An 18,115-nucleotide genomic window follows, 5' to 3' on the forward strand; every position below is an offset into this window, starting at 1 on the left:
CGTCATTCCTTCCCCGCCGCGTCCGCCAGCGCATGGGGACGGGACATCTGCTCGGTGACCGCGCGGTGGGCGAGGTAGGCGATGAAGCACTCGCCCTGCGGCCGGACGTTCATCCGGTTGTTGGTGGTGTGCAGGTACTGGCAGAGCAGCGCCGCGATGGCGACGAACGGCGGCGCGGCACGGTCCACATCGGACGGCCAGACGCTCCCGTCCTCGACCAGCGGCCGCAGCCGGGCGACCGCGGTGTCCAGGGTGCGTTCCCAGTGCTCGCCGAGGCCCTTGCCGATCGGCCGTCCTTCGGCAAGGTCGTCGACCAGCGACCGGTACCGGTCCCGCTGGTGCTCGTACTGCCCGGCCCACGCGGCGAGCATCGCGTCCGCGTCCGGCAGGTAGCCCTGCCAGCGTTCCTGGTAGGAGCGCAGGAAAACGGCGCGCCCGGCGTCGTCGAGACCCAGGGAGCGGCTGGCGATCAGCAGCAGCTGCAGCGCGATGCCCAGCCGGGCGTTGTCGCTGCCGACCTGCCGCAGCACCTGCCCGGCGAGCAGGCTGCTCACGTCGAACACGTCCTCGGCGACCGCGAGGCCCGCGGGGCCGCCGTACTTGGCCAGCTCGGGCACGTAGCCGATCCAGCGCAGGGTGTTGGCCGGCTCCGCGGCGCGCAGCTCGGGGTCGGCGTCGGAGCCGTGTTCGAGCAGGCTGAGCTTGCGCAGCGATGCCCGCAGCCGCTCGGGGTCGGCGTCGGCCGGGCCCGGGTGCTCGGCGAGGTGGCCGGTGATCCGCTCCGCCACCCGGGTGCGCACCGCGTCGGCCTGCCCGGCTTCGACCTGCAGCCGGACCCGGACGTGCGGTCCGCGTTCCCAGTGCCGCAGGAAGAACCGCCGCCGGAGCAGACCGTCCGCGAACAGCTCGTCGAACAGCGGCAGTACCGCGCCGGTGATCAGCTCGTCGCTGTTGCCGTGGTAGAAGATGTGGGCCGACAGCCAGGTCGGCTCGGTACCGGTCATCGAACCCGTCCTGACGTCTCGATGGTGAACTCGCGGGTGGACAGCGGATCGACCGCCCCGGCGCCGTCGCCGCCGGGCGCGGGCAGGCACTCCTGCACGGTCAGCTCGCCGGGGGCCCGGCGCAGCGCCCGCAGCCAGGTGCGGACGCTGGTCACGCTGGTGAAGTCGAGGAACGCCGGCTTGCGCTCGGCCGCGCTGGGGAAGCTCACCAGCGTCCGGGTCAGCCGCGCCCGTTCCTCGTCGGAGACCGCGACCAGGGGGTCGGGCACCGTGAAGCCGCGCCAGAACACCTGGTCCGGCAGCCCGAGTGCGCGTTGCCAGGCCCGCACTTCGCGGTAGGCCGCCGCACCGTCCGAAGTGGCCGGATCGGGCAGCTCGGCAGGCGGGATCTTCCAGGTCCGGCGGGCCAGCACGACGTCGTCCAGGCGCAGGCGCGGGTAGAGCCGGACCTCGGTGCCCTGACCGGCGCGCTGGTCGACGCGGTCCCACCAGGCGAGGTTGCCCAGGCTGCCGATGCCGAAGAAGTTCAGGAACCGGTACAGCTGGGGCGCGAGGTCGTTCAGCAGGAAGTTCAGCGTCACCAGCCGCAGTGGCGGTCCCTGTTTTCCGTGGCGCAGCACCAGCTTCCCGGTCGACGGCTCGACCTCCGCCCAGCAGTCCTCGAGCGAGATGCCGGGGCCGCCCCAGTCCTTCGGGGTGCCGCACGGGTAACGAAGGTGGGTGCCCAGCAGCGGGGGATGGACGTTGGCGTTGATGCCGAGCACCGCCGACAGGTCGGTGAGCGGGGCGGCCGGATCGTCGTCGAGGGCGATGTCGGCGCGGACCGCTTCGGTGAAGCCGGTGGCCGGTCGCGGCGCGAGCGCGTAGGCCGTGGCGAACCGCGAGATCGCCCGGCCGTAGCCGGTGGCCCCGCCGTTGACGACCAGCAGCTCGTCCGGCCCGGCGCCCTGGCGCTGGACCTGCCAGTGCACCCGCGGCCAGCGCGAGACCCAGCTGGGCGTGCGCTCGGTGATCGCGGCCAGCCGGTCGCCGTCCAGCCGGACCTCCTGCTGTGCTGGACCGAGCTCGGGCTGGTGCAGGATCTCGTCCTGGAGCCGTCGCAGCTCGCTCGGGACCGGCGCGGTGACGTCCACCAGGCGCGCGGTGAGCAGGGCCCGCAGCTTGGGGGTCGACATGGCCGAGTACAGGGTGAGCAGCCGGTGCGGTCCCGGCCCGAAGGCTTCGACCACCACCTGCGCGACGATCGCGCGCACGTGGGCGTCGTCGTCGAAAAGCGGGATCAGCCGGTGCATTGTGGACAGTGCGGGCAGGTGCCGCTGCCAGTGGCCGGCCGATTCCTGCTGTGCGGTGGTGATGACGGAGTCCTCGTAGACCAGGGTCCGCGCGGTGTCCAGCGGCGGCGGCGGGACTGCGCAGAATTCGGCCAGCTCGGCGACGGCGGTGCGGGCGCGGTCGAGCAGGGCGCTGCGCTGATCGGTGTCGGCTGCGCCGAAGGTGGCTTCTACTTCACTTAGGACGTCGACGCAGGCGCGCAGCCGCTCGTCTCCGTCGTGCAGGATTTCGGCGATCCGGGTGAGGGGATCGGGTTCCTGCTCGCCGAGGTCGAGGTCCCTGGCCAGCACGCCCTGGTCGATCAGATCTGCGAGTGCACTGTCCGCTTCGGACAGTTCGGCGCAGAGATTTCGTAGTTCCTGCACCGTGATCGGCTGATCAGCGGGAAGTTCGAGCACGACACCGAGCACCGGCGACGGCTGGATCCGCACGATCCGCTCGGCCCCCGCGGCGGTGTGCGTGCCGTCCCGCCCCCGGACGATGAACACGACGCCCTTCGCCGAGGCCGCCGCGTACGGCGCGCGACGCAGCACGACGGTGCTGTCGAACCCGGGCTGCCCGGCGAGGTGGTCGGCCAGCGTGCGCTCCACCCAGTTCACGAGCTGCCGAGGCAGGCGGCAAACCGATTGCCTGGCATCGGGCTCGGTGCCTTTGGTGCCGGGTTCGTCGTTGATCGACAACGGCCTCGTGTAGACGAGCTGCCCGAAGGGGGAGGGCTTCAACGCCCCGCGGCTGACCAGGTTCACCAGCGTCGCTTCGGTGGTGCGGGCGCGTTTGCCGCGCGCCTCGCCCCGGTCGACGTCCGCGGCGAACCGGTCGAGGTTGTGCAGCATGCCGTCGGAGGTGAGCTGGGCCGTGGTACGCAGCTCCCCGCGCCGGGCGACGCCGGACAGCACCCGCTGCTCGGTGGTCCAGGCCTGGTCGTATTCGGCCACGAGGCGCTCGGCGAGGTCGGTCCGGGTGGCGGCGAGCGTGCCGAGTTCGGCGAGTCCGGGCACCTGAGCCGCCTCGGGCAGCGTGGTGATCGGCCGCAGCCGCGCTTCGGTCAGTTCGCCCGCCTGGTGCAGGATCCGCCGCAGCGCCAGCACTTTGCTGCGACGCGCGCGATCGGCCACAAGCGGCACCACCGCGGTAAGCGCCTCGGCGACGGCGGGTGCGCAGACGGCCCAGTCCTGATCGGCGCGGCTCAACTCGTCCGCGAGCCCGGCGACTTTCGCGGAGCTGAGTTCGCCGAGGACGGACGCGGGGATGCCGCAGACGCGGACCACCCCGTGCGGGCTGAGGCGGACTTGCTGCTGTTCTGGTCGGGCGTTCACGCGGCCCCTCCGTGCGTCGCGGGAACGGGCTCTCGCTCGGCCGGTCGGGACCCACTCGACGCTGCGACGGTTGCGGCGGACCGCGCGGCAACCCGGCGGCGTTCGTGGAAAGTGGTGCGCTGCTTGGTGATCCGGTCCCCGAACTCCTCGACCGCGGCGACGAAAGTGCGCGGGCTATCCGGCGGGACCAGGTGCCCGGCTCCGGCGACCACGGCGACGTCCGCGCCGGCTTCCGCCGCGGCCTGGACCGCGAGGCGTTCGTTTTCCAGCAGGGCGCCGTTGATCAGCAGGACCGGCAGGTCGAGGCTGGTGATGTCGGCGGTCTGGGGCAGCCGCAGGCAGCCGTCGTCCAGTTCGGCGGTGGTGGTGGTGAGCAGGTGTTCCCAGGCGGGGCCGTGGGCCTCGGCGAAGTGGTCGCGGGTCCGCTGCTGGTCGGCGGCCATGCCGATGAACGCGGCGAGCCAGCGGCCGAGCGTGCTCGGCCGCACGATCAGCGAATAACCCGACAACACGACACCGTGGACCGCTTTGGCGCCTTCGGCCGCGGCCGCGTGCAGCGCCACGGCCGCGCCGAGGTAGGACAGGCCCACCACCAGCGGTGGCTCGGGCTGTGCCCGGATCGCCGCGCGGACCCGGTCGATGGCGACCGGCGCCGGATGCTCCGGCAGCTCCCGGTCCGTCCCGTGGCCGGGCAGGCCGACGGTGACCACCGGGTGGGTCCACAGGCTTTCGCACGGTCCGTAGTGCGCGGCCGCGGTGCCCATCAGGCCGTGCACGAGAATCACTGGTCGCACCTGCCGAGTCCTTTCTGTGCCGCTCACACCGGTTCGCCCGGGAACCCCGGGTGGCCGAGGGCCGCTCCCGCCCCGTGCCGGCGGCGGGAGCGGTCCTCGGTGGTGTGAGCTACCTAGCTCAGGAGCTGCAGCTGCAGGTGCAGATGCAGGTCGTGCACGACGACGAGCTGGCCATCGTCTCGGTCAGGTCGTGCGAGTCGAGCAGCGTCTCGTCCAGGTAGTCGCTGATCTCCAGCGTGTCGGTGTCGAGGCCGGTGAGGCCCGCAACGCCCACGTTCGCCTGAATTGAGGTCGGTGCGCTCATGTAATCACCCTTCCATTACCAGGATAAGCAGACGGCAGACCGCCGCTGCATTATGTGGATGCCCCCAGCATCTCGGCCGCGCACTTGATGCCGCGCACTTGATAATGATTCGCGTACGTACTCGCCCGCCAAGCGGGGGCTGATTCACGGAACCATACGGATACAGATCTGTCTACTGCCGATCCGGTGGCGCCAGGGGAATTCGAATCGGTACGACCAACAGTGGCTGTAGTCGGTTGACCCTTGACACCCCGTAGGGGTCGCGGTTGAATGAGGCCACTGCGCCGGACGTGCTGGCAGGGACGCCGCCTCACCGCGGCGATCGTCCGGAGCAGGCTGGGGAACCGTTTCTTTCTTGATCACCACGTTTCATGCTAGCCAGGTTTTCTGATAGCAGGGCGTAATGGGGACGCTCTGGGATTCAAGCTTTCAGCGGTACCGCCACGGTGCCGGCGTCGTTCGGCGTCGGCCGGTCCGACGTGCGCGTGCATGCTGCTGTCCGAGGACGACGCAGTCTTGGGGGACGAGATCCTGTGCTTTTTCCTGGTCTTTTTCGCCGGTTTTCCGGGGTGGCGGCGCGAGTCGTCACCGTGCTGGCGGTGCTGTCCGGCTGCCTGGCCGTGGTCTCGGCCGGCTCACCGGCCGGTGGGTCCCCGGCCATTCCGGGCGCTGCCTGCGCCCGGGTCCGGTTTCCGGTGACGCTGGCCGCCGCCACGTCGGCGCAGGTCAGCGGCCTGCTGTGCCGGCCCGCGGGCGACCGGGGCCGGCGGCCGCTGCAGGTCCTGCTGGCCGGCGCCACCTATGACAGCCAGTACTGGCTGCTGCCTTCCGCGCCCGGCAAGCCTTCCTACGTCGGCTGGATGCTCGCGCACGGGCAGCCGGTGCTGGCGGTCGACCGCCCGGGCACCGGCGCGAGCGGCCGGCCGGCGGCGGACCTGCTCACCATGACGAGTGAGGCGGACGCGGTGCACCAGGTCGTCGGCCAGTTGCGGTCGGGCGCGGTTCCCGGTGAGCGGTTCGGCCGGATAGTGCTGGTCGGGCACTCCGTGGGCACCAGCGTCGCGCTGGTCGAAGCGGCGGCCCACCACGACGTCGACGGTGTCGTGGCCAGCGGTTTCCTGCATTCCTACGGCCCCAAGCTGGGCACGCTGTTCGGCGACATGCACCCGGCCGCGGAGGATCCGCGGTTCGCCGGCGCGACCGAACCGCCCGGCTACCTGACCACGGTGCCCGGAGTGCGGGCGGGGTATTTCTACGACGCCGCCGATTCGTCACCGCTCGTGATCGGCGTGGACGAGGCGACGAAGTCCACGGTCACCACCGGCGAGGAGGGCACTATACCCGCGGCCGCGGACCCAGCGGTTTCGAAAGCGGTTTCGGTGCCGGTTCTGGCCGCGGTCGGGGAAAACGACCAGCTTTTCTGCGGCGGTCCGCTCGCGTTCCCGTGCACCGATTCCGGCGCCATTATCCGGAATGAACAATCCTTTTATTCACCCGCCGCCCAGCTTGAGGGATACGTCTTGCCCGGCGCTGGGCACGTGCTCAATCTGCACGACAACTCGACGCAGTGGTTCACTGCGGCGAACGGGTGGCTGAACCGGCATTTTCCGGCATAGCCGACGGACAACAGCCCAAATCGCCCTCGTAGGGAGTGATCGCATGCGATTCCGAGACTGCGCCGTGCCCGAAGGGACCGGGCTCGCGACTTTCCGGGACGGGTCCCCTTACCTCAACGCCTCGGCGGTCGAGGTCGACCTGCCCGCGGGCGTGGCAGTGACCGCGCCGGATCTGACCCGGGCCGCGCTGGCCCGGCCCAACCTGGTGCCGGAGCGGCTCCAGCCGGTCGCCGACGCGCTGACCCGCGTGCAGGGGGTGCTGTTCAAGCCGTTCGGCCTGGAGCCGAACACCAGCCACCGCAAGCGCGCCATGCCCGAGCTGGCCACCGGAAACCGCTTCGGCCCGTGGCAGGTCTACAGCGTCGAGGACGGCGAAGTCGTGATGGGCGACACCGACCCGCTGTGGGACTACCGGGTTTCGTTCCTGGTGACCGGCTCCATCGCGCGCCTCGGCGTTGTGCTGCGCGCGCGCAACAAGCCGGGCGAGATCTACTACCGGATGATGCGCCGGATGCAGCAGCGGATGCTGCGTGACGCCCTGGAGCGCGGCCTGCAGACCGTGGCGGCCGAAGCGCCGGAGACACCGATCGCCGACGAGGCGCGGTGACGGCCGGGGTCGGCGCCACCGCCGAGTGGATCGCTCACGCGCGGGCCGCCGAAACGGTCCGCGCGGGCGGGCTGTTCATCGACCGGCTCGCGGTCGCCTTCACCGAGCGCAGCAACGCGTCGCTGCTCGAACAGTTCCGCTCCGCGCCGACCCCGCGGTTCGACGTGCTCGCGGTGCGCACGAGGTTCTTCGACGACTACCTGGCCACCGCGACCGGGCCGGACGGGTCGCGGCAGGTGGTCCTGCTGGCCGCGGGGCTGGACAGCCGGGCGTTCCGCCTGGACTGGCAGCCCGGCACGCAGGTGTTCGAGCTGGACCTGCCGGAATTGCTGGCAGCCAAGGAAAAGCTCCTGCGGGACGAGGGCTTCGGCGAGCCATCTTGCGTGCGCCGGGTGGTCCCAGTGGACCTGCGGGACGGCTGGGCTGCCGCGTTGCGCGAAGCCGGTTTCGATCCCGGCACGCCGACCGTCTGGCTCGTCGAGGGCTTGCTGTACTACCTGACCGAGGCCGAGGCCGACGCGGTGGTGCGGGAGCTGAGCGGGCTGTCCGCGCCGGGCAGCCGGCTCGGGCTCGAGCAGGTGAACACCGACACCTACCGGGCGCCGTGGATGCGGGACTGGCTGGCCACGATGCGCGCCGAGGGGCGGCCGTGGCAGTCCGGCGTCGCCGAGCCGGAGCAGTGGCTGGCCGGGTACGGCTGGCGGGCCACCGTCGTGGAACCGTCCGATGTGGACAGCTCGGTCGGCAGGCGCGTGCCCCGCACCCCGGCCCGGAGCGTGCCCGGAGTGGCCCGCACCTGGCTGGTCACCGCCGAACTCGGCGCGGCGCCGGCCGGTCCGGTGCCCGAAGAACCCGGTGCACAGCAGTGAAAGCGAGGCAGCGCGGATGAAGATCAACACCGGGGTGCGGAGCGGCCGGTTCGCGGCGCTCGCCGAGGAGCTGGCGGACCGGTTCCGCGAGCGGGCGGCGGGCTTCGACGAGAGCGGCGAGTTCCCGCACCGCAACATCGACGAGCTGCGGGAGAGCGGCTACCTCGGGCTGACGGTGCCCGAAGAGCTGGGCGGCCTCGGTGGCGACCTGACGGACATGGTCGTCGCGCAGGACCGGCTCGCGGCCGGCTGCGGCTCCACCGCGCTCGTGGTCAACATGCACCTGTCGATGACCGGGCAGCTCGCCCGGGTCTGGCGCGGCACCGGCAGCGAGCCGGCGGCCGAGATGCTGCGCGGCGCCGCCCGCGGAACCGTTTTCCTCGCCGGGGCGACCGCGGAGCCGGGCCACGCGCTGGTGCGCTCCACCGGCGCCAAGGCGGTGCGCGTCGACGGCGGTTACCTGGTGACCGGCACCAAGACCTTCGGCACGGGCACTGCGGTCGCCACCCACCTCACCTCCATGGCGGTGTGCGAGGACGATCCGGCCGGGCCGACGGTGCTCGTCTTCCGGGTCCCCGCCGATGCACCCGGCCTGAAGGTCCAGACGGGCACCTGGCGCAGCTCCGGGATGCGCGCGACGTGCAGCGACAACGTCGAGCTGCACGACGTGGAGGTGCCCGATTCCGCGGTCACGCTGAGCTTCCCGGAAGGCCACCTGGACGGCACCCTGCTGCAGACGCTGTGGGGCTGGGCGATGCCGTCGTTCGGCGCGGTCTACCTCGGCATCGCGGTCGGCGCGCTCGAGCAGTGCGTCCGCGACCTGCGCAAACGCGGCTGGGAAAACCGCGCGTTCGCCCAGACCACGGTCGCGGAGTGTGAGCTGCTCGTCGAGAGCGCCCGCGCGCTGATCTCGCGCACCGCCGAAGAGGTCATGGGCAACAGCCTGTGGACGGACCTGGGCGTCCAGGAGGGCATGTCCCGCGTGCTGATGGCCAAGCTGGCCGGCACGAACAACGCCGTGGCCGTCGTCGACCGGGTGGTGCAGCTGGCCGGTTCCCCGGCGCTGAAGCCCGGTTCGGTCTACGAGCGCGCGCTGCGCGACGTCCGAGCGGGCACCGTGCACCCGTACAGCAATGCCGACGCCTGCGAGCTGATCGCCTCGACCGCGCTCGGCCTGCCGGTCGCGCCGGTCACCCCGCCGCGGTCGGCCGAGCTGGCCACCCGCGCGGACACCGTGGCCGGCGCGGCGCGCTGAGCCCGGCGAACACCGGTTCCGAACCAGGAAGCAGGGAGACCATGGACCGAGCGACCGCCGAGCGTCTGGTCGGCGACTTCGTCAGTGCCTACAACACCGGGAATCCGGAGCTGCTGGACCGCTGCCTCGCCGCGGACTACCGCCACCCCAATCCCGCGGTGCCGGACCGGGCCGCGTTCAAGGCGGTGGTCGGCCGGTGGTGCTCCGTGGTGGCAGACCTCGAGCTCGCGGTGCAGGACCTGATCGTCGAGGGCGACAAGATCGTCGCGCGGATGACCTTCAGCGGCCGGCAGGTGGGGGAGATGCTCGGCATCGCGCCCACCGGCCGTGTCTTCTCGGTCGGCCTGATTGACATCTTCCTGGTGGAAGACGGCCTGCTCGCGCAGCACTGGGACGAGATGGACCTGCTCGGGCTGCACCGCCAGCTGGGGGCGCTGCCCGAGCCCGTCGCGGCGCCGGCCGGGAGCTGACGCCGTGACACCGTCGGCCCGTCTCGACCGCAACGAACTCCCGTTCCCGCCCGACGCGGTGTTGCTCGGGCCGTGGGAAGAACTCCTCCGGCAGGTGAACCGCTATCCCTCCGGCGCTTGGCAGGCCCGGCTCACGGAGCTGGTCGCTGAGTGCAACGGCTGCCGGCCCGTCGACGTCGTCCTCGGCGCGGGCAGCTCCCGCGTGCTGGATCTGATCTGGCGCGCGGCGGTGGCGCAGGGCGCGAAGGTCGCGTACGCCGCGCCGGGATTCGAGATGTACCCGATCTACACCCGGCAGCAGCGCGGGGTGGCGGTCGAGGTTCCGCTGACCGCCGAGCTGGGCACGGACTTCACCCGCCTGGCCGAGATCGCCGTCGCCGAACGGCCGGCCCTGATCGCGGTGATCAACCCGCACAGCCCCAGCGGGCGCCGGGCCGGGCCGGGGGAACTCGCGGAGTTCGTCGCCCGGGTGCCGGAAGAGGTCGTGGTCGTGATCGACGAGGCGTACCGGGAGTTCGACGAGAACGCCGACCCCCGGTCCTCGGCGGAGCTGGCGACGTCGCGGCCGAACGTCGTGGTCACCCGGACGTTTTCCAAGGCCTACGGCCTCGCCGGGCTGCGGATCGGCTATGCGATCGCGGGACCGCGGCTGGTCGCCGAGCTCAACGCCTGCTCGATGCCGTTCACGGTGTCCGACCTGGCCTGCGCGGCGGCGATCGAGACGCTGCGCGACACCGGGCAGCACGAGGCGCGGATGACCGCGCTGCGGGCCGAACGGGCCTGGCTGACCGCCGGGCTGCGGGCCTGCGGCCTGGCCGTGGTGGACAGCGCCGCGAACTTCGTGCTGGTACCCGGTGAGCCCGGCTTCGCTGAGCACCTGCGCGAAGGCGGTCTCACGGTGAGCACTTCCGCTGTCGGCACCCGGATCACCGTCGGCACCCGCGACGACAGCGTCGCGGTGCTCGAGGCCGCCCGGGAATACCGCCGTCCGAACGAGCCGGCCGTCGCCGCGGACCTGTTCACGGGCTGATTCCCTGGGCCGCCAACCGAAACCGCGCCCGGATGCCTAGGCCAGGCGGGCCTCCTGATCATGGCGGGCGCCGCCCGGGATGGCGGCCAGCAGGTCGCGTGTGTAGTCCTCTTGGGGATTGCCCAGCACCTCGTCGGCGGGGCCGAGTTCGAGCAGGCGGCCGGCGCGCAGGACGCCGACGTGGTCGGCCATCTCGCGGACCACGGCGAGGTCGTGCGTGATGAACAGGTAGGTCAGGCCCAGCTCGTCCTGCAGGTCCACCAGCAGCCGGAGGATCTGCGCCTGCACCGACACGTCCAGCGCGGACACCGGCTCGTCCAGCACCACCAGGTCCGGGTTGAGCGCCAGAGCCCGGGCGATCGCCGCGCGCTGGCGCTGGCCGCCGGAGAGTTCGGCGGGACGGCGGCGCAGGGCGGACGCGGGCAGCGCGACCTGGTCCAGCAGTTGCGCGACCCGGGCCCGCCGTTCGGTGCGGGAGCCGATGCCGAAGGCACGCAACGGTTCCCCGACGACCTCCTCGATGTCGAAGCGCGGGTTCAGCGACGCGTACGGGTTCTGGTAGACGAGCTGGAACCGCCGCCGCAGCCGCCTCAGGTCAGCGGCGGGGAGCCGGGTGACGTCCTGGCCGTCGAAGGTGACGGTGCCCGCGCTCGGCGTCTCCAGCCCGACCGCCATCCGCGCGGTGGTGGTCTTGCCGGAGCCCGATTCGCCGACCGGCGCGAGCGTGCGGCCGCGCGTGAGCTTGAACGAGACCCCGTCGACCGCGCGCGCCGAACGCGGCGCGGAACCGTTGCGGGGCAAGGCGAACGTCTTCACCAGGCTGTCGACGGACAGCAGCACGTCCGGGCCCTCGTCACGGCGCGGGCGCAGGGGTTCGCGCGTGAGGCTGGGCGCCGCGGCCAGCAGCTTTCGGGTGTACGGCTCGGCGGGCGCGGCCAGGATCTCCGGCGCCGGGCCCTGCTCGACGATGCCGCCCTGCGACATCACCGCGATCCGCGCGGCCCGGTCGGCCGCCACACCGAGGTCGTGGGTGATCAGCAGCACGGCGGTGCCGGACTCGGCGGCGAGCGCCTCGAGGTGGTCGAGGATCTCGCGCTGCACGGTCACGTCCAGCGCGCTGGTGGGCTCGTCCGCGATGATCAGCTTCGGCTCGCCGGCCAGCGCGATCGCGATCAGCACCCGCTGCCGCAGCCCGCCGGACAGCTCGTGCGGGTACTGCCTGGCCCGCACCTCGGCCCGGTCGATCCCGGCGCGGCGGAGCAGCTCGACGGCCCGGGCGGCGGCGGCCCGGCGCGGCGCGAGGCGGTGGATCAGCAGCACCTCGGCCACCTGGTCGCCGATCCGGCGGACCGGGTCGAGCGAGACCGTCGGGTCCTGCGGCACCAGCGCGACCTCCGTGCCCCGCACCGCCTGCCAGTCCTTTTCGGACAGCCGCGTCAGCTCGCGCCCGGCGAAGGCGATCCGGCCGGCGGTCACCCGGCCGCCGCGGGGGAGCAGGCCGATCACGGCGTGCGCGGTGGTGCTTTTGCCGGAGCCGGATTCGCCGACCACGGCGACGATCTCGCCGGCCTCGACGCTCAGGCTCACCCCGTGCACGGCGGGCACCACGCCGGACCGGGTGTGGTACGCCACGCCCAGGTCCGTGATCTCCAGCAGGCTCATCGTCCGCTCCGTTCGCCGTCGAAGGCCCGGGAAAGCCGGTTGGCGGCCAGCACGACCGCGGCGACGGTCAGCCCGGGGAAGGTGGTCATCCACCACGCGGTGGCCAGGAAGTTGCGCCCGCCCGCCACCAGCGCGCCCCACTCCGGGGTGGGCGGCGTCGCGCCGAAGCCGAGGAAGCTCAGCGCCGAGACCTCCAGCACCGCGGTGCCGAACGTGATGGTGGCGAGCACCAGCACCGGGCCGAGCGCGTGGGGCAGCACGTGCCGGCCGAGCACGCCGGTCCAGCGCACCCCGCCGGCGCGGGCGGCCTCCACGAACACGCCCGTGCGCACGCGCAGCACCTCGGCCCGCATCAGCCGGGCGAACGCGGCGAGGTTGGCCACGCCCACGGCGATCGCGACGTTCGTGGTGCCGAACCCGAGCCCGGTCACCAGTGCCAGCGAAAGCAGGATCGCCGGGACGGCCTGCAGTACGTCGACCACCCGCATCACCAGAGCGTCGGCCCAGCCGCCGCGGAAGCCGGCCAGCAGGCCCAGCGCGGCGCCCGCGACCAACGCCACCAGCACCGCGAGAACGGTGGCGCGCAAGGAAAGTGACGCGCCGTGCACCACCCGCGAGAAGACGTCACGGCCGGTCTCGTCGGTGCCGAAGAGATGGGCGGCGGACGGGCCCTGGAGCCGTTCGGCCGGGACGCCCGAGAACGGGTCGTACGAGGTGAACAGCGCCGGGGCGAAGGCGGCCAGCAGCACCGCGGCGAGGACCAGCACCGAGAGCACCAGTCCCGGGCGGCGCACCAGCAGCCGGCCGTTCTGGCGGAGGGCGAGGTCAGCCATGAGCGGTCACTTTCTCCCGGACGACGGCCACGCGGGGGTCGAGCAGCGGGTACAGCAGGTCGACGGCCAGGTTGAGCAGCACGAAGAACAGCGCGGACAGCACGATCACCGCCTGCACCACCGGGATGTCCTGCGCCGTGACGGCCGACGCGGTGACCCGGCCGAGGCCGTCGCGGGAGAACACCGTCTCGGTCACCACGGACCCGGCCAGCAGGTTGCCCGCGACCACGCCGACCAGGGTCAGGGCGGGCAGCCCGGCGTTGCGCAGCGCGTGTCCGAAGTGGACGCGACGGCGGCTGGCGCCCTTCGCGCGGGTGATCTCGATGTAGGGCTCGGCCAGCTGCGTGCGGAGGCTCTTCGCGAGCACCTGGGCGATGATCGCGCCGGTCGGCAGGGCGAGCGTGATCGCGGGCAGCACCAGCGACGCGAACCCGGTGGCGCCCAGCGCGGGGAACAGCCGCAGCCGGAAGGAGAACAGCTGGATCAGCAGCAGCCCCACCCAGAACGTCGGCAGCGAGGTGCCCAGCGGCGGCAGCGACAGCAGGAACTGGCTGACCGCGCGGACCCGGGTGTACGTCCCGAGAATCGCGATCCCGCCGCCGAACACCACGGCGAGCACCAGTGCCACGCCGGTGACGGCGAGCGTCGGCGGCAGGGCGGTGAGCACCATGTGCGTGGCGTCGTCGCCGGTCGAGACGGACGTGCCGAAGTCGCCGTGCAGCGCGTCGGCCAGCCGTTTCCCGTACTGCACCAGGACCGGCTCGTCGAGGCCGTACTGCGCGCGGGCCTCCGCGATCTGCTGTGGCGACGCGGTGACGCCGCCGTCCGCGCCGCCGAGCTTGGTGAGCACGGCGTCGCCGGGTAACAGGTAGAGGATCACGAACGACAGCGTGAACGCCGCCCACAGCACGAGCACCGCCTGCAGGAGCCGGCGGACCACCGGGTGCACCCTCATGCGGCCGACACCCACGCGTCGAACAGCTGGAGCCGGGACGAGGCCTCGAAACCGACGCCGTGCGCATTCGGCCCGAGCGCGAGCACCTGCGTCAGCTCGAACACCGGGATCGCGTACGCCTGCTCGACGATCAGCCGCTGCGCCTGCTCGGCGGCGGGCTTGCGGGCGGCCGGGTCGACGGTCGCGGACTGCTGGTCGAGCACGGCGTCCAGCGGGTTGCCCGGGGCCAGCTTGCTGCGGTTGCCGGTCTTGGTGGAGAACTGCTGGCGCAGGATGTCCGGGTCGGCGCGGGTGACGTTGTACCAGAGGAAGTCGTAGTTCCCGGCCTGCTGCAGTTGCGTGGCCTCGGCGTTGGTGTGCAGCTGGATCTGCAGGTCGAAGCCGATCTTGCGCAGCTGCTGCTGGATCAGCTCCAGCACGCTCTGGTTCTGGTTGAAGACCGCGGAGAAGATCACCGACGCGCTCAGCCGCTGCCCGTTTTTCGTGCGGATGCCGTCGGGGCCGGGGACCCAGCCGTCGGCTTGCAGGAGCGCCTCGGCGCCGGTCGGGTCGTAGGCGAGGTCCTTCGACAGATCGGTGTAGAGCGGGGTGGCCGAGCCGAGGATGCTGGTGGCCGGCTTGTAGTTCTTGGTCAGCACGGTGCTCGTGACCTCGGGCCGGTTGATGCCCTTCGACACCGCCTGGCGGACCTTCACGTCGGCGAGCACCCCGCGGGTGACGTTCGCGTGCAGGTTGAACACGATGCCCGGGTTCGGCCGCACCGGCTCGGTGAAGCCGCCGCCCGCGGCGAACTGCGGCTCGTCGACGGGCTGGACGTCGGTGATCGCGTCGAGCTGGCCGGAGGCGAGGCTGCCGGTGCGCACGCCGGGCTCGGGCACGATCTTGTAGTCCACTTTGTCCAGGTAGGCCTCGCCCTGGTGGGCCCAGAGCGGCGAGCCCCAGTGGTAGCCGGTGCGCTTGGAGAGCACGACCTCCTGGTTGGGCTTGAAGCTGGTGAAGACGAACGGGCCGGAGCCGAGCAGCCCATCGCCCTGGCAACGCTGTTCCGCGGTCTTCTTGTAGGCCGCCGGTGCCAGCACGCCGAGCGACATCGTGGAGGTGGCCTGGAGGAACTGCGCGCTGGGCGCGGTGAAGTCGATCCGCACGGTGGCCGGGTCGACGACGGTGGAGCTCCGGTAGGTGGCCAGGTAGCTGGCGCCGAGCAGGGCCTTCGCGCCGAGCGCCTTGATGCCGTCGAAGCTGGTCTTCACGGCGCCGGCGTCGACCGGGGTGCCGTCGGAGAACGTCGCGCCGGGCTTGAGGTGGAAGGTGAAACTGGTGGAATCGGCGTTCACCGTCCACTTGTCGGCGAGCCACGGCGTGATCGCGCCGGTCTTCGGGTCCTGGTCGGTGAGCGAGTCCACGAGCTGGCGCCCGACGTTCAGCGCGGCGTTGGTGCTCACCTGCTGCGGGTCGAGGCAGTCCGGATTGGACGACAGGCCGAGCCGGAGGGTGCCGCCCGGGCGCGGCGGCCCGGCGTCGCCCGCGCCGGCCCCGCCCGCGGACGCGCAGGCGGTGAGCAGCAGGACCGGGAGTGCCAGCGCGGCGGCGCGCAGGAGACGGGATGGGGAGTGGCCGGGCACGGAGATCCTCCTGTGGTGGGGACGGCGCAGGCTTCGCGCCGCCGCCAGCTCACACCGCCCCGGCGGCGGGCTGAACCCCTTTCCAGGATGTGGACCGCGTTCCCAGCTGACGGCCACCGGCGAACATCTCGTTGACAGACAAGGGAAATCGTGCGGTGCCGGGGCGGGAACCGGGAAGGGGAAAGGGGTTTGTACGTCCAGCCCGTCCAGTCCGCGGGAACCCGGGCCCGGGTGCTGGCGCTACTCGCCCGGTGCGGTGCGCGGGCCCGCGGCGGGGCAGGCTAGTTTGCCCGGGTGAGTCTCCTCGATGACGTGGCCGAGCGCGACGGCTGGCGGTGCTGGGTGTGCGACGAGCCCGTCGACCCCGGGATGTCGGTGAACGATCCGCGCGGGCCGAGCGTCGACAGCCGGACCGCGGACCGCAAGGCCAAGATCGCCGAGCGGCTGGCGCACCGCGGCTGCAACACCCGCAAGGGCGCGGTCAAGGTGGTCATCGCCTGGCCGGAGCGGCTGTACGTGGTCGACCCCGCCCCGCTGATCGCCGTCGCCGGCCGGCTGGAGCGCAAGGGCGGCCGCGAGACGGTCGCCCGCTGCCCGACCCGCCAGGACGCGCAGGACGCGGCGGACTGGCTGGTGGACCGCTTCTCCCGGCTGGTGCCGGGACTACCGGTGACCGGGGGGGTCGAGCCGGGTGGTGGGCAGTTCCTTGTGGTGCTGAACGCCGGGCGCCGCTGACGCAGCTCAAGTGCCGTCAAGGCCTCCTCGGCTGCGACACACGCTGTGATCGGCGAGTCGTCGGCGGCATGCCCGCCAATCAAGTTGTGGAATCGAGCTATGGCGATGGCTGACACACCCGACACACCTTCGCGCCCGCAAGATGAGCACGCTGACTCGATGCGGCTACCGCCGAAACCTGACGTGGGCACAGGTCAGCCGTTCCCGCCACGTGCGCCAGCCTATTCGCGTGCCGATAAAGGGCTTCCCGGAGTCGACAAGGGCCGAGACGTCGGCCAGGGCAGGAAACATCGCCCACCGCCCGGTCAGGGTCCTACTTTGGTGTCGTATCAAGCCAGTCGGCGCAAGGCCGTAATGGCTGTCATCTGGACCTACGTTCTGGTGATGATCGGCATCTTCGTCATACGTGGATTTACGGCAAACTGGTTTCATTTCTGGTGGATCTGGCCGGCCGTGGCAGGGTTTTCCCTGCTTGCATATCCCATCGTCATCAAAGAGGGCACCGCCGCGGGTGCCGAGTGGGTCATGGTCAACAAGGGCTGGGTTCGCGTCTATGAGCTGACCTCGATCAAGGCCTATACTTATAGCAATACGCTGAATCTGCATTTTGTCGACAGCGGTGGACGAAAGCTGCAAGCCGGCATCGGCAGGCTGCAGGACGACCGGCGAATCTGGGATCTGACCTACAACGGAATCCTCCACTCAGTGGTCAACAATGCCGCGGAGACCAACCACCTTGCCCGCGGCACGCTCAGGCTTCCGGGAAAGACCTAGACATCGCCACTCCACCGTATATCCCAACCTGACCAAGGAGTCCGCCTCAAAGCAGCCCGAGGACCAGCGCGAGTGGCGGCCAGGCCGCGCGGCCGCGGCGGGTGCAGGCGAACGAGCGCAGCCGCACGTCCGGGCCGGTCAGCGGGAGCAGCGCGACGTCGGGCCGGGTCGGCCGGTCCAGGGGCAGCAGCCCGACGCCGGGGCCTGCGACGATGAGGTCTTCCACCAGGTCGAGGCTGTCGGCGCGGTGGGTCACGCGCGGGCTGAACCCGGCCATCGACGCGAGGGTGCGCAGCACGTCCTCGTCGGCGCGGTTGCGGGAGTTGCCGATCCAGTCGTGGTCGCGGAACGCGCGGAACACCGTGAGCGTGTCGCCGCCGTCCGGGGCCGGCGCGGGCACGCCGAGGCCCCACGGCGCCGTCCACAGTGGAGCGACGTCGACCGCGCGGTCGACCGTGGCCGGCGCCAGGTCGTAGTCGTAGGTCAGGGCGAGGTCGACGTCGTCGGCCATCAGCTGGGCCAGCGCCTCGGCCGGCTCGTACTCGCTGATCACCAGCCGCACCCGCGGGAACCGCCCGGCCAGCTGGTCGGCGACCGGCAGCAGCGAGCGCCGGATGGCCGTGGCGAACCCGGCGACGCGCACGGTCCCGGCGGGCTCGCTGGCCGGGTCGAGGTCGGCGCGGGCGGCCTCGACGGCGGCCAGGATCGACACGGCGTGCTCGGCCAGGCGCTGCCCGGCCGGGGTCAGCCGCACCCGGCGGCCGTCCGGCTCCAGCAGCGGGGTGCCGGTTTCCCGGGCCAGCACGGCGATCTGCTGCGAAACCGTCGACGTGGTGGTCCCGAGCACATCGGCGACCGCGTGCATCGAGCCGAGCCGGGAGAGTTCGAGCAGGAACTGCAGGCGACGGGTCTCCATCCCGCCATTGTCCACGGTCGC

17 protein-coding genes are annotated in these 18,115 nt (G+C 71.9%); 8 read left to right on the forward strand and 9 right to left on the reverse strand.

From position 1 onward, the window contains the following. Positions 1–2 precede the first annotated feature (2 nt). From OG371_RS38225 to OG371_RS38240, 4 genes are all read right to left on the reverse strand, one after another. Positions 3–1,004, reverse strand: coding sequence for a lantibiotic dehydratase C-terminal domain-containing protein (locus OG371_RS38225; RefSeq protein WP_329061023.1), 1,002 nt, complete (start codon positions 1,002–1,004; stop codon positions 3–5). Then, positions 1,001–3,652: a lantibiotic dehydratase gene (locus OG371_RS38230; RefSeq protein ID WP_329061024.1), complete on the reverse strand. Its 2,652-nt coding sequence runs from the start codon at positions 3,650–3,652 to the stop codon at positions 1,001–1,003. The genes OG371_RS38225 and OG371_RS38230 overlap by 4 nt, the downstream gene beginning before the upstream one ends. Continuing rightward, positions 3,649–4,446 carry an alpha/beta fold hydrolase gene (locus tag OG371_RS38235; protein ID WP_329061026.1) on the reverse strand — a complete coding sequence of 266 codons (798 nt, stop codon included), beginning with the start codon at positions 4,444–4,446 and terminating at the stop codon, positions 3,649–3,651. The genes OG371_RS38230 and OG371_RS38235 overlap by 4 nt, the downstream gene beginning before the upstream one ends. Positions 4,447–4,564: 118 nt before the next feature. Then, complete coding sequence (locus OG371_RS38240) at positions 4,565–4,750, reverse strand: thiocillin/thiostrepton family thiazolyl peptide (RefSeq protein ID WP_091614358.1); 186 nt, start codon at positions 4,748–4,750, stop codon at positions 4,565–4,567. Between the two features lie 569 nt (positions 4,751–5,319). Here OG371_RS38240 and OG371_RS38245 point away from each other — a divergent pair. From OG371_RS38245 to OG371_RS38270, 6 genes are read left to right on the forward strand one after another with little or no spacing between them, the layout of a single operon-like run. After that, entirely contained in the window at positions 5,320–6,366 is a 1,047-nt protein-coding gene (locus tag OG371_RS38245) for an alpha/beta hydrolase (protein WP_329061032.1), read from the forward strand. Between the two features lie 43 nt (positions 6,367–6,409). Then, on the forward strand, positions 6,410–6,973 hold the full coding sequence (locus OG371_RS38250; RefSeq protein WP_329061034.1) for a DUF2867 domain-containing protein: 564 nt from the start codon (positions 6,410–6,412) through the stop codon (positions 6,971–6,973). Continuing rightward, a complete protein-coding gene (locus OG371_RS38255; RefSeq protein WP_329061036.1) occupies positions 6,970–7,842 on the forward strand; it encodes an SAM-dependent methyltransferase in 873 nt (290 codons plus the stop codon). The genes OG371_RS38250 and OG371_RS38255 overlap by 4 nt, the downstream gene beginning before the upstream one ends. Positions 7,843–7,858: 16 nt before the next feature. Beyond that, positions 7,859–9,097 (forward strand): acyl-CoA dehydrogenase family protein, encoded by a 1,239-nt coding sequence (locus OG371_RS38260; RefSeq protein WP_329061038.1) that lies wholly within the window; start codon positions 7,859–7,861, stop codon positions 9,095–9,097. A gap of 41 nt (positions 9,098–9,138) precedes the next feature. Continuing rightward, complete coding sequence (locus OG371_RS38265) at positions 9,139–9,567, forward strand: ester cyclase (protein ID WP_329061040.1); 429 nt, start codon at positions 9,139–9,141, stop codon at positions 9,565–9,567. Between the two features lie 4 nt (positions 9,568–9,571). Next, entirely contained in the window at positions 9,572–10,597 is a 1,026-nt protein-coding gene (locus OG371_RS38270) for a pyridoxal phosphate-dependent aminotransferase (protein ID WP_329061041.1), read from the forward strand. 36 nt (positions 10,598–10,633) lie between these two features. On the opposite strand, the gene OG371_RS38275 is transcribed toward OG371_RS38270, so the two are convergent. From OG371_RS38275 to OG371_RS38290, 4 genes are read right to left on the reverse strand one after another with little or no spacing between them, the layout of a single operon-like run. Next, entirely contained in the window at positions 10,634–12,259 is a 1,626-nt protein-coding gene (locus tag OG371_RS38275; RefSeq protein ID WP_329061043.1) for an ABC transporter ATP-binding protein, read from the reverse strand. Next, a complete protein-coding gene (locus OG371_RS38280) occupies positions 12,256–13,092 on the reverse strand; it encodes an ABC transporter permease (RefSeq protein ID WP_329061045.1) in 837 nt (278 codons plus the stop codon). Before OG371_RS38280 ends, OG371_RS38275 begins: the two co-directional genes overlap by 4 nt. Continuing rightward, complete coding sequence (locus OG371_RS38285; protein WP_329061047.1) at positions 13,085–14,047, reverse strand: ABC transporter permease; 963 nt, start codon at positions 14,045–14,047, stop codon at positions 13,085–13,087. The genes OG371_RS38280 and OG371_RS38285 overlap by 8 nt, the downstream gene beginning before the upstream one ends. Then, positions 14,044–15,669 (reverse strand): ABC transporter substrate-binding protein, encoded by a 1,626-nt coding sequence (locus OG371_RS38290; RefSeq protein WP_329061049.1) that lies wholly within the window; start codon positions 15,667–15,669, stop codon positions 14,044–14,046. Before OG371_RS38290 ends, OG371_RS38285 begins: the two co-directional genes overlap by 4 nt. Positions 15,670–15,963: 294 nt before the next feature. Between OG371_RS38290 and OG371_RS38295 the strand changes: the two genes are divergently transcribed. Both OG371_RS38295 and OG371_RS38300 read left to right on the forward strand, forming a co-directional pair. After that, positions 15,964–16,404 carry a hypothetical protein gene (locus tag OG371_RS38295; RefSeq protein WP_329061050.1) on the forward strand — a complete coding sequence of 147 codons (441 nt, stop codon included), beginning with the start codon at positions 15,964–15,966 and terminating at the stop codon, positions 16,402–16,404. 99 nt (positions 16,405–16,503) lie between these two features. Continuing rightward, on the forward strand, positions 16,504–17,178 hold the full coding sequence (locus OG371_RS38300) for a hypothetical protein (protein ID WP_329061052.1): 675 nt from the start codon (positions 16,504–16,506) through the stop codon (positions 17,176–17,178). Between the two features lie 46 nt (positions 17,179–17,224). Here OG371_RS38300 and OG371_RS38305 read toward each other — a convergent pair whose 3' ends face one another. After that, positions 17,225–18,094, reverse strand: coding sequence for a LysR family transcriptional regulator (locus OG371_RS38305; RefSeq protein ID WP_329061054.1), 870 nt, complete (start codon positions 18,092–18,094; stop codon positions 17,225–17,227). Between the last annotated feature and the right edge of the window lie 21 nt (positions 18,095–18,115).

Origin of the sequence: Amycolatopsis sp. NBC_01480 (assembly GCF_036227205.1) — a bacterium.
Lineage (GTDB): Bacteria > Actinomycetota > Actinomycetes > Mycobacteriales > Pseudonocardiaceae > Amycolatopsis.

Coding starts and splice junctions, on each gene's coding strand:
- OG371_RS38240 (WP_091614358.1), bottom strand. CDS start 4,750: ATGAGCGCACCGACCTCAATTCAGGCGAACGTGGGCGTTGCGGGCCTC.
- OG371_RS38225 (WP_329061023.1), bottom strand. CDS start 1,004: ATGACCGGTACCGAGCCGACCTGGCTGTCGGCCCACATCTTCTACCAC.
- OG371_RS38285 (WP_329061047.1), bottom strand. CDS start 14,047: ATGAGGGTGCACCCGGTGGTCCGCCGGCTCCTGCAGGCGGTGCTCGTG.
- OG371_RS38265 (WP_329061040.1), top strand. CDS start 9,139: ATGGACCGAGCGACCGCCGAGCGTCTGGTCGGCGACTTCGTCAGTGCC.
- OG371_RS38280 (WP_329061045.1), bottom strand. CDS start 13,092: ATGGCTGACCTCGCCCTCCGCCAGAACGGCCGGCTGCTGGTGCGCCGC.
- OG371_RS38300 (WP_329061052.1), top strand. CDS start 16,504: ATGGCGATGGCTGACACACCCGACACACCTTCGCGCCCGCAAGATGAG.
- OG371_RS38260 (WP_329061038.1), top strand. CDS start 7,859: ATGAAGATCAACACCGGGGTGCGGAGCGGCCGGTTCGCGGCGCTCGCC.
- OG371_RS38250 (WP_329061034.1), top strand. CDS start 6,410: ATGCGATTCCGAGACTGCGCCGTGCCCGAAGGGACCGGGCTCGCGACT.
- OG371_RS38305 (WP_329061054.1), bottom strand. CDS start 18,094: ATGGAGACCCGTCGCCTGCAGTTCCTGCTCGAACTCTCCCGGCTCGGC.
- OG371_RS38275 (WP_329061043.1), bottom strand. CDS start 12,259: ATGAGCCTGCTGGAGATCACGGACCTGGGCGTGGCGTACCACACCCGG.